We start from the raw sequence: 10574 nt of genomic DNA on the forward strand, positions 1-10574 counted from the left end.
ACCCGATGAAACCCACGATCCTGCCTCTTGTCCTGATCCTAACGATGCTGCTTTGCCAGTGTATCACACCGATCAATCCCGATACCCGAACCCTGCCCCGATCGCTGGTCGTGGATGGGCTGGTGACCGACCAACCCGGCCGAAACCGCATCTCATTGAGTGTCACCGCTGATTATACCGCTACTTCGCTGACGTACGTGATCGAAAGAGCGGAAGTGCTTGTCACCGACAACACCGGCCAGCGCATTCCGTTTCTGGAAACATCGCCGGGTTATTACCAGCCCGATACCAACTGGCGGGGCATACCGGGGCGGAGTTATACGCTAAACATCCGGCTCTCCGACGGGCGCGAGTATACGTCGCAACCCGAACTTCTCCAGCCTGTTCCGCCCATCGATTCCCTGTTTGTGGAATATACTGAGAAGCCAATCCCCAATACCAATGCGTTCGACAAGGGATTTGACGTTTACCTGGATTTGAAAGACCCGGCAACCCCCGATAATTTTTACCGTTGGAGCTGGGTTCATTACGAGCGGCTTGCCTATTGTGGTACGGTCAAAATACCGGAATGCCCTAACTGTCAGAATTATGTGGAATATAGTTTAAGCTGTTGTGGGCAATGCTGGGATATTGTTCGGTATCAGAATCAGATCAACATTGCCAGCGACCAGTTCATCAACGGCAACCTATTGAGTCGGCGACCTATTTTGAGAGCCCCTTTCAGCAGCTATTTACCGTATTACGTCGAAATTGAACAACAATCGCTGACTAAAGAAGCGTATCAGTATCTCATCGCCCTGAACGATCTGATCCAAAATACGGGTGGCCTGTTCGATGCGGCACCGGTTACTCTGATCGGCAACATGAGTCGAATAGGCCATCCAAACGAATTGGTTCTGGGGTACTTTGGGGCCTCAGCAATGGTGGTTCGACCACTCATCATCGACCGTCAAACGGCTCCTTCCTTTCCAACCCTCGTCATTAGTCCTCCGCCCCTGCCTCCGCCGGGTGCCTGCACATCCTGCGTCGAAAGCCCGTTCCGAACGCAAAAAAAACCGCGCTGGTGGCCCGAATAAAGACCAGTGATCCAACAACCGGGAACATCACCTGAGGGGCGGCCCGGCTTTTTGTCCAGGATGGGCCCGGCTGAACGCCCCCAACACCGACTGTTCCCAATTCTCCGTCAGTTACGCAGCCAATGTCACTAGGTACCGACTTTGGCTAGCCTGACTGCGCCCTTCCCCGCTACCTTTGAAGTACCCAATCAGAAAATAGGGTATCATTTTTTACCATCCACACCAACAAATCACACGTCATGAACACGTTTGTAAAAAGTACGCTTTCCGTTCTCGGTATTTCGCTGCTGGCCAGCCTGAGTTCCTGCACCAACAACGAGGCCATCAAACCCCTGCAAAGCAACGGCACGACGCCTTACACCGAAACTGCCCCCCAGCCGACGCAGGTAAATAATTTGTTGCCCACTCTTCAAACCTATCGTCTGGTGAAACACGGCGACTGGCAGTTGTTCTACGACGAACAGGGCGATCTGGTCAAACTGCAATCGACCGCCGAACCGAACTATCGCCGGGAGTACACCCGTGCTTCCAACGGCACCGGAATGACGATCCAGTTGTTCAATGGCTACAACCTGTGGCGCAAAACGCTCATTCTGTTCGATGCCAAGGGCCGCTGCAAAGAATCGTTTATTACAAATTACTCCGTCGTCAACGGAAAAACCGTAGCCACCACCCGGCGGTTTTCGTACCAATACAATGCCGCCAACCAGTTGATCAAAATGACCAATCTGGACAATGCCGGTCATTACCTGGAATTTCTTTACAATGACAATAATGACCTGGTTGTGATCAACATCAAGAAAAACGGCAAATGGGAAGCCATGACCTACGGGTATAAACCGGCCGGGGAAGCGCTGATCAAAGATTACACCCGCCTGAATCCGATCTGGATGACGCTGCATGAGGAGATCGACCCGTTCCTGCCGATCTACGGCAAGTTCAACAAAAACCTGGTCCGGTTGTTCCATTACGATGACAAAACCGCCGGAAAGTCGCTGGAGAAAGTGTCGTACAACTACTCATTCAACCGCATGGGCCTGGTGACGTCGCAGGAAGAAATTCGCTTCACGGCGGGCCAAACCCTGACGCAAACGATCAACTTCGGGTATCAGTTTAACTAAGGCAGGCACTCTTCCCGCCTGGGAACAGCTATTTTTCCTCTTACACAGGGTTGATCAGGGAAAATCAGAGCTTATCAGAGGTTTCTCTGGTCAACTCTGGTTTCCCCTGATCAACCCTGTGTAATTATATATCGATAGTAACCACAATATTGTCCTGTCCACAAGCGTACGGTTTTCTGTCCAGAAACGGACACGTAGCTTACCCCCTATCTTCAAAAATTGCTTCAGAACACGTAACAGGGCCAATTTCCTATTCTGGCAAGGCATTTGTTATACATTTACACAACTAATAAGATCGAATGAAAGGAACCTATCTCGGCGAGTTTGAAGAAGTAGTCCTGCTAGCGGTGGCGATTCGGGCGGGGGATGCTTATGGGGCTGCTGTCGTCACCGAAATTGAGCAGCAGATGAACCGCCCGGTTAATCTCGGCGCGGTGCATTCGGCCCTGAACCGGCTTCAGGAGAAAGGGCTGGTCACCTCCGCGATGGGCGGTATTTCGGCCGAACGGGGAGGTCGCCGGAAACGCCTTTACACCGTTACGATGGCAGGGCGTCGGGCGCTGGAAGAAATCCGGCAACTGCGCAACCAGATGTGGGACACCATTCCGAAAACCGCCTGGTCATGAAAAAAACATCGCATCCTGAACCGCCCCGCTGGGCCGGGCGTTTGCTGCGCGGTTTCTGTGCCCCCCACCGGGTTGATGAGATGGAAGGGGATCTGGAAGAGCTTTTCCGGCAACGGGTGGAGTCGATCGGACTACAGCGGGCGCGATGGCGCTACTGGCGGGATGTGCTGAGCCTGGTACGGCCCTTTATGATCAGACGACAAGCCTCTCTATACACCAACCCAAGTCATATGGACATGATTAGCAACTATTTCAAAATCGCCTGGAGAAAAATTTTACACCAAAAAACGTTCTCCCTACTCAACATTTTCGGGCTCGCATTAAGCATGTCGGTGGGACTGTTAATCATGCTTTTGTATCAAGACGGCTACAATTATGACCAGTTTCATAAAGACGCTGAGTTGATCTACCGGGTGAATACAATAGCCAATCGAAAAGATGGAAATACGGAACCCTACGCCACTAGTCCCACTCCCATTGGAAAAGTGATTGAATCAAAATTTGCATGGGTAGATGAGGTAACTGTTTTAACGATTGTTGACGATGTGATTATCAAAGATCATCAACGATTTGACTTTAAAGGAAAAGCTACCGATACAAACTTTCTCAAAATCTTCAATTTTAGCCTCCAACGTGGTGATGCAGACCAGGCATTAGCAGAACCAAATTCCATCGTCATTACGGCCGATTTAAGTAATAAATTATTTAGAGACGAGAACCCAATCGACAAATCTATTCAGATAGGAAACCGTGGATATTATAAAATTACCGGTGTACTTAAACCCAATCCGGGTAAGACTCATTTTGAATTCGAGGCTTTACTTTCAACTAACTTACGGGAAGATACGACCGAAAACTGGGCTAATTATTCTTCAACCTACACGTATGTTAAAGTAAAACCTACTACAAGTATTGACCAGGCTATAGCGGCAATTAACGACGAAGTATTACCCAACTATAAAAATCTGGTACTATCCGATCGGGATGCCAGTTACCGATTTGACTTACAAGCCCTGCCTGAAATTACACCCGGGTACAGCATTGCCAACGGTATGGGTAAAGGCTTACCCAGCCATCTGCTGTGGTTTCTGGCATTTATGGGTTTTATCGTCATAGCATCTGCCCTTTTCAATTACACCAATTTGACCCTGGCAAAGTCATTGGGCAGAGCTAAAGAAATAGGAGTCAGAAAAGTTATCGGAGCCAATCGAACCCAGATTTTATTCCAAATAGTCAGTGAAGGAATCGTCCTGTCTTTGATTGCTTTATTGCTGGCACTGGGTTTTATGATGTATTTGCGCGAGCAACTAAACGCCTTACAAAGTTTCCAATTTTTTGATCTGAACGTCAGCCCTACTCTCAGTTCATTCGCCTACTTTTTCCTTTTCGCACTATTAATAGGGGTTTTTGCGGGCTTGCTGCCAGCGATTACAATTTCAAAACTCAATCCCCTTACAGCGATTCGTAAAATCGAAAACCTCAGCCTGTTCAAGCGCATCGGTATGGTCCGATCGCTTCTGGTGATCCAGTTTGCCTTTACGATGCTGTTTATCATGGTAATAACCACCGTGCATAAGCAGATAGAATATGCTATCAATATCGACTACGGTTTTACAACCGAGCAACTTTATACCGTTCAGCTTCAGGGCGTACCGGCAAGCCTAACCAAGGCAAAATTTGCCACGATTCCCGGTGTAAGACGTACTGCTGCCATCAACAAACCGTTGGGCACCTATTCGGTTGCTTCGACCACTATGAAACTCCATAAAATAGACAATTATGAGTCGGTTAAAAGCTATTCGATTGACAATGCGCTTATACCAACGCTGAATTTAACGTTACTCGCAGGCAAAAATTTTTCGTCTGCACCCTCCATCAATACAGTAAGCAAAGACATCATCGTCAATGAATTATTTATAAAAAAATACCGATTGGGCAATGCTTCGGAGTCGATTGGCAAATTTGTTTACCTGAATGATTCTACCATCGCAACAATTAAAGGCGTCGTAAAAGACTTTCTGTTCAAGCCCGCCGACGAGCCAATAGAACCCCTGATGTTGCGAAATGATCCGTCTGAATGGCAGGTGCTTACCGTCGAGATTTTGCCACAAAATTCTGATAAAACCATCGACGCTCTAAAAACCGCCTGGGAAGAAATAGCGCCTGGGTATGAGTTTCGGGGAGAATTTTATAAAACGACCATTCAAAATAATTTTGTCATCGTCAAAGATGTCAACAAAGTCATTACATTTTTCACATTTCTAACCTTCCTGATCGGAATGATGGGTCTGTTGGGGATGACCATTTACTCCGTTGAGAAGAGACAGAAAGAAATTAGCTTACGAAAGGTATTGGGAGCCACCGAAAAGGATCTTATCATCACTTTATCCAAAGGTTTTTTGATGCTTTTACTCATCAGTTTCTGCATTTCTATCCCCGCAGGTATTTACCTCAGCAGTCAGATTCTAAACAATTTTGCGAATCGGATTGGCCTTGGTTTAAATATCGTCTTACCGGGCTTTACCATCCTTTCCTTACTGGCGATCAGTACGATTTGTTCACAGACCATCAAAGCAGCCGTGACGAATCCGGTAAAATCGTTACGTAGCGAATAAGCGTATGTGCACTGCCCCTCAGCCCGTTTACTCAGTCCGCAAACTCTTCACCGGGTTCACCAGGGCGGCTTTGATCGCCTGGTAGCTGACCGTCAGCAACGCGATGAGCAGGGCCAGCCCACCGGCCAATGCAAACATCCACCATTCCAGGTCGATGTGGTACGCGTATTCCTGGAGCCACTGGTTGGTAGCCCACCAGGCGATCGGGAACGCGATTCCGTTGGCCATCAACACCAGTTTCAGAAAGTCGCCCGAAAGCAGCGTGGCCAGATTAACCGTACTGGCTCCCAGCACCTTCCGGACACCCACTTCCTTGATGCGCTGTTCGGCTGAGTACGTGGCCAGCCCAAACAAGCCGAGACAGGCGATGAAAATGGTGGACAGCGCAACCCAGATGAGCAGGGTCTGTCGGCGGGCGTCTTCCCGGTAAAACAGCGCCAGTTGCTGATCCAGAAAATGGTATTCAAACGGCTCATCCGGGTCGGCTTTCAGCATCACGGCTTTCAACTTTTCGAGGGTTTCGGGAATGTTGCCGGCGTCGATCCGGGCCGTGTAATAGTCAATCCCGTGAATCGGATTCTGGTGGTAAGCCAGCACCAGGGGTTCAATTCGTGCTCTCAGCGACTGAAAATGAAAATCCTTCACGATCCCGATTACCCGGGCTTTGAAAGGGGTGTTGTCGGAGTTAACGGGAACAAACTCACCGCCCCCCGACATGGCCGGAATTTCCACCACCTGGTCCGATGGCTCGGTGATGTTCAGCAATCGGGCGGCCGTTTCGTTCAGCAAAACCGACAATGAATCCGCCGGATTGGCAAAATTTCGTCCTTTTACCAGACTAACTTCGAACGTTTTGAGGAAGTCTTGATCCGCCCCAATCAGGTAAGCAACCCGGGGATCATCGGCTTTACCCTGTGGGTTGATTTTGACGGTTCGATATATTTTCCATTCGCCGGGTACCCTCGATGTAACCGATATGTTTTTCACCGAGGGAATTTTAGCCATATCGGCCTTAATCGTCTCAAAATGATCCCGCGCTGTGCCGGTATTGATGTCGATCACCACCAACTGCTCCTGGTTGAACCCCAGGTTCGTCGTGGTCATAAACCGTACCTGCCAGAAGAGGGCGATGGTGCCGACAATCAGCACCGTTGAAATTGTAAATTGAAAAACGACCAGGGTTTTCCGCAAACTCAGGCTACCCCGCTGGTTGATTTTCATGCCTTTCAACAGCAAAACCGGCTTGTAGCCCGAGAGCAGTAAGGCTGGATAACTCCCCGACACCAGCCCCATCAGCAGGGTGGCCCCCAGCGTCATCAGCCAGATTCGGTAATCCGTGCCAAATCCCAGCGATAGTTGTTTATTGACAAACGGGTTGAAGAACGGCAGGACGATGTTGACCAGAATCAATGCCAATACCAGCGATAGACCCGAAATCAGCAGGGCTTCCACCAGAAACTGATAGATCAGATTGCTCCGCTCGGCCCCGATCGACTTGCGGACCCCGATTTCCTTGACCCGGCTGGAGGCCCGGGCGGTCGATAAATTCATGTAATTGATTCCTGCAATGAGTAGCACAAACAGCGCAATGAATGAGAAAATCCGGATGTAAAACGGACTTCCCTGCGGAATAGCCTCTACGTTTGAATTCCGGGCACCGTCGACAATACCTTCCGACTGCAAGTGGATATCCTTCAGCGCCTGAAGACGGTACGCTAGGCTGGAGCCGATTTCGGGGGCAACATGAGCCAGCGCAAGCTTCGTGAGTTTGGCAGAAACCGATTCAGCATTTGTGTTGGGTTTTAGCAGCACATACACGGAAAAATTAGCAGACGACCAATCACTGGCGGCAGTTTGCTGGTAGAAATCCGTATTCCGGTACGAAGCTTCGGAAACCAGCGAGTTGAAGTCAAAGCTCGAATTGCGCGGGTGGTTTTTCAAAATACCGGTCACTTTCAGCGGGGAATCGATGTGACTAAACTGGAGCGTTTTACCCAGAACCTGCGTATCGCCAAACAGCCGCAAAGCCAGCTCTTCATTGATCACGATTGAATTGGGTTCGCGTAAGGCCGTCTGTTTATCACCGAGCACGAGGGGAAAATCGAAGATTTGCAGAAAATTTTCATCGGCATTCGTGATCGTTTCCTGAAAATTCACCGGGTTTTCGGGATTGATGAGATTCGCCCGCCCGATTCTGGATACGCGCGTCGTCTGGTCGATTTCGGCAATGGTTTTCGGCGATTCCGTCGCCAGTTTGTAGCTGGCAGCGGCAATGGTGGTGGCCTCGCCCTTGACGGTTTTATGCTCGATCACCCGGTAGATACGATCAGCCCGGCTGTGTTGCTGGTCAAAGGTGAGTTCGTCGAACAGATAGAGTCCGACGAGCAAAAAGCAGCTAAGTCCGAACGTCAGACCGGCCAGATTTAGGGCCGTATAGAGTTTGTTGCGACTCAGGGTTCGGAGGGCAATTTTAAAGTAATTTCGTAGCATAGCGGGTTGTAAGGAATAGTTTTGCGATTTTGGTGACGTTGATCGGGCAAATGGACGAATCAGCCGTAAAACCGCCAGCGTATACCGCCAACGAGCGGCCCGCAGCCCCACGGTTTTTACCCAGTAGGTGTACATTTCGAGCAGGTCACCTTGCAGCTCGTCTTCCTGCCCGGGTGGGCAGTACCGGCTCAGCAACCAGGCCGTCGGAATGCCGAACCACCAGCGGGGTGGCCCGGACGAGTCGCCTTTGGTATTGGTTAAACGCCCCATAACCGAATCACCTGGTTTGGAATCTGCTCCCACAATTGATTGCGCAGGTGCCGGCACTCGATCAGGGCCCGCTGACCGGCCGCCGTGACAGTGAACAGCCGTTTCTGACGCCCTCCCCGCTCGGCAGTGGCTCCACCCATCTGAGAGGAGACAAATCCCTTCTCCGTGAGTCGTTGCAGGGTGGTATGGACCGTCGGGAAGCTGACGCTGCGGCCCATCTGCTGCTCGATGGTCTGCGTAATCGAAGCACAGTAGGCCTGCTCCTGCAAAGCGGCCACCGTCAACAAGACAATTTCCTCCAATTCTCCCAGGTAAGGTCGTTTCATAACAAAAGAAGTCGGAACGGACGCAGCGGGCTAGCCATGATTAGTATAGGCTTTGTCGTACAAATAGCTAGCCAAATAAGTCAAAACTGTTCCGTAGGCGCTAAAAGCGCTATTTAACCCGTTGGCTTATCGATGAGTTGTCCAAAAATGGACACTTTCCGTTCAGAAACGGACAAGTGACTGGCGGATAGGTCTGCGTTAATGGACGAAAATAGACTTGATACATGTACCAAATCTTGGCACATTTGCTTTAACGTATGCACAAACAGCGGATCAAGCCATGAAATGGAATGCATCAGTTACGATCGGAGAGCATTTTGCCGCTTTCGTTGAAAGCCAGGTTGAAACAGGCCGTTACAGTTCCACCAGTGAGGTCGTGCGAGCCGGATTGCGCCTACTGGAACAGGAAGAAGAAAAACTAAAAGTTCTTAGACACGCTTTACAGGAAGGCGAGCAAAGCGGATTTGTCGAATCCCAACGCATCCTTACCAACCCGGATTCTGCGTCAGGTTGGGATTAAGTTGTCGCTCTTTGGCCGGAATAGGGAACAAATAGTGCTTCTTTTCGTCGAACGGCCGACCTTTGGACGTCAATTCCTGGTAGGCTTTTTTCCAGCGGACCAAATCGCGCCAGCGATGGCCTTCCATCCCTAGTTCAACGACGCGTTCGTGCATGACCCAGTCCATGAAGGCGGTTTTGGACAAACCGGGTTCCAGCGGCTCCAGCCCGGCCCGCTTCCGGACCCGGTTGACAGCCGCGTAGGCATCGGCGGTCGGCCCCTGGGCCGAATTAATGGCTTCGGCGTATAGTAGTAACACATCGGCAAACCGTAGCAACCGGATGTTTACATCCGAACCCGTGGTCCAGTCGAACTCATTTCCGGCGTCTTTCTGGTATTTCCGAATGGCATAATCGCCCGGCTGAATGTCCGACCAGGCATCGTATTCCAGAATCCGGAAGTAATCCAGGCCGTCGAACTTACTGCCCTGCGGTCCAAAAACCGAAGCCAGCAAGCGCGTGTCGCCCCGTTCAAACTGCTTCACGTACCATTCCGAGGGAATCACGTTGTTGTAGGCCCGACCCCGCACCCCCATTTCGAGCGGCCGCAGGCCGCCGGTGCCGCATTCGTCGCAAAACGCGCCTGGGTTGACGGTGGTGGAGAACTGAACCTCGAAAAGTGACTCCCGGTTGTTCTCGTTGGTGTTTGTATGGTTATCCCGGTAATTCGGCACCAGATCGTAGACGTTGGAGTCGATGATTTCTTTAAACAGCCGGGCCGCAGCCGCGTAATCGGTCTGACTGTTGGTTAGGTTGGCGCGGTACAGCAGGGCTTTACCCCGGAATCCTTTGGCCGCTCCGCGCGTCGCCCGGCCAATGTCGTCGCCTTCGTACGAAACCGGAAGGCGTTTTTCGGCTTCTTCAAAATCCTTCAGGATGGCGTCATACACGTTGACAGCGGCAATGCGGGTAGGCTGACGTTCGGCGGGGTTACTCACATCCACCACTTTCAGAATCAGGGGCACATCGCCAAAATTGGTCACCAGCGTAAAGTAATACAGCCCGCGCAGAAAATAGGCTTCGCCCAGCAGGCGGCTTTTTTTAGCCTCGTTCATCGCCACGCCCGGGATGCGGGTGATGGCCAGGTTCGTCCGGTAAACGCCCTGGTAACAACCCGTCCAGATGAAGTTGAACAGCTCATTGCTGGCATCCGTTTCGGCTTCCCGCATGGCCACCAGGCTCGGACTGGTCGAAGCCGTTGCGTTGGTTTCGTCCGACATCAGTTCCTGCGTTAGGTGCATGATCTGGGAGTACAAATCCGGTGATGCCAGCGTGGCATAAGCCGCATTCACCGCCTTCAGCGCATCTTCTTCGGTTTTGTAATAATTGTCGGTCGTCAGTTCATTGACGTTCTGTACCTCCAGCGCTTTTTCGCTGCAACCGGCCGTCAAGCCGGTTATCAGCAGGAGCATACTAATTTTTTTCATCACTCGAGTATGATTGAGTGAATGAGCGAATGAGTAATTGAGTGAAATACACCGTTTTTTGTACT

Annotated in this window: 8 protein-coding genes; 5 read left to right on the forward strand and 3 right to left on the reverse strand. The window is 50.7% G+C overall.

Annotated features, from left to right (window positions below; translation table 11 throughout):
* Positions 1-5: 5 nt before the first annotated feature.
* From ACO2Q8_RS15805 to ACO2Q8_RS15820, 4 genes are all read left to right on the forward strand, one after another.
* Complete coding sequence (locus ACO2Q8_RS15805; RefSeq protein ID WP_423345801.1) at positions 6-1076, forward strand: DUF4249 domain-containing protein; 1071 nt, start codon at positions 6-8, stop codon at positions 1074-1076.
* A gap of 239 nt (positions 1077-1315) precedes the next feature.
* The gene (locus ACO2Q8_RS15810) at positions 1316-2197 is read left to right on the forward strand and encodes a hypothetical protein (protein WP_423345802.1); all 882 of its coding nucleotides are present in this window, start codon (positions 1316-1318) and stop codon (positions 2195-2197) included.
* A gap of 299 nt (positions 2198-2496) precedes the next feature.
* Positions 2497-2823 (forward strand): PadR family transcriptional regulator, encoded by a 327-nt coding sequence (locus tag ACO2Q8_RS15815; protein ID WP_423345803.1) that lies wholly within the window; start codon positions 2497-2499, stop codon positions 2821-2823.
* Positions 2820-5438 (forward strand): permease prefix domain 2-containing transporter, encoded by a 2619-nt coding sequence (locus ACO2Q8_RS15820; RefSeq protein WP_423345804.1) that lies wholly within the window; start codon positions 2820-2822, stop codon positions 5436-5438. Before ACO2Q8_RS15815 ends, ACO2Q8_RS15820 begins: the two co-directional genes overlap by 4 nt.
* Before the next feature lie 27 nt (positions 5439-5465).
* Here the strand turns inward: ACO2Q8_RS15820 and ACO2Q8_RS15825 are convergent, their stop codons facing one another.
* Together ACO2Q8_RS15825 and ACO2Q8_RS15830 are read right to left on the reverse strand one after the other, a co-directional pair.
* Positions 5466-8198, reverse strand: a complete 2733-nt coding sequence (locus ACO2Q8_RS15825; RefSeq protein WP_423345805.1) for an ABC transporter permease — start codon at positions 8196-8198, stop codon at positions 5466-5468.
* A complete protein-coding gene (locus ACO2Q8_RS15830; RefSeq protein WP_423345806.1) occupies positions 8186-8524 on the reverse strand; it encodes a PadR family transcriptional regulator in 339 nt (112 codons plus the stop codon). The genes ACO2Q8_RS15825 and ACO2Q8_RS15830 overlap by 13 nt, the downstream gene beginning before the upstream one ends.
* A gap of 280 nt (positions 8525-8804) precedes the next feature.
* Between ACO2Q8_RS15830 and ACO2Q8_RS15835 the strand changes: the two genes are divergently transcribed.
* Positions 8805-9044, forward strand: a complete 240-nt coding sequence (locus tag ACO2Q8_RS15835) for a type II toxin-antitoxin system ParD family antitoxin (RefSeq protein ID WP_423345807.1) — start codon at positions 8805-8807, stop codon at positions 9042-9044.
* On the opposite strand, the gene ACO2Q8_RS15840 is transcribed toward ACO2Q8_RS15835, so the two are convergent.
* On the reverse strand, positions 9010-10509 hold the full coding sequence (locus ACO2Q8_RS15840; RefSeq protein ID WP_423345808.1) for a RagB/SusD family nutrient uptake outer membrane protein: 1500 nt from the start codon (positions 10507-10509) through the stop codon (positions 9010-9012). The genes ACO2Q8_RS15835 and ACO2Q8_RS15840 overlap by 35 nt on opposite strands.
* Between the last annotated feature and the right edge of the window lie 65 nt (positions 10510-10574).

The sequence above is a fragment of the Larkinella sp. VNQ87 genome, from assembly GCF_049445795.1.
Lineage (GTDB): Bacteria > Bacteroidota > Bacteroidia > Cytophagales > Spirosomataceae > Larkinella.

What these genes read in the sequence shown, in the direction of transcription:
- ACO2Q8_RS15805 (WP_423345801.1), top strand. Translation starts at nt 6, where the DNA reads ATGAAACCCACGATCCTGCCTCTTGTCCTGATCCTAACGATGCTGCTT.
- ACO2Q8_RS15810 (WP_423345802.1), top strand. Translation starts at nt 1,316, where the DNA reads ATGAACACGTTTGTAAAAAGTACGCTTTCCGTTCTCGGTATTTCGCTG.
- ACO2Q8_RS15815 (WP_423345803.1), top strand. Translation starts at nt 2,497, where the DNA reads ATGAAAGGAACCTATCTCGGCGAGTTTGAAGAAGTAGTCCTGCTAGCG.
- ACO2Q8_RS15820 (WP_423345804.1), top strand. Translation starts at nt 2,820, where the DNA reads ATGAAAAAAACATCGCATCCTGAACCGCCCCGCTGGGCCGGGCGTTTG.
- ACO2Q8_RS15825 (WP_423345805.1), bottom strand. Translation starts at nt 8,198, where the DNA reads ATGGGGCGTTTAACCAATACCAAAGGCGACTCGTCCGGGCCACCCCGC.
- ACO2Q8_RS15830 (WP_423345806.1), bottom strand. Translation starts at nt 8,524, where the DNA reads ATGAAACGACCTTACCTGGGAGAATTGGAGGAAATTGTCTTGTTGACG.
- ACO2Q8_RS15835 (WP_423345807.1), top strand. Translation starts at nt 8,805, where the DNA reads ATGAAATGGAATGCATCAGTTACGATCGGAGAGCATTTTGCCGCTTTC.
- ACO2Q8_RS15840 (WP_423345808.1), bottom strand. Translation starts at nt 10,509, where the DNA reads ATGAAAAAAATTAGTATGCTCCTGCTGATAACCGGCTTGACGGCCGGT.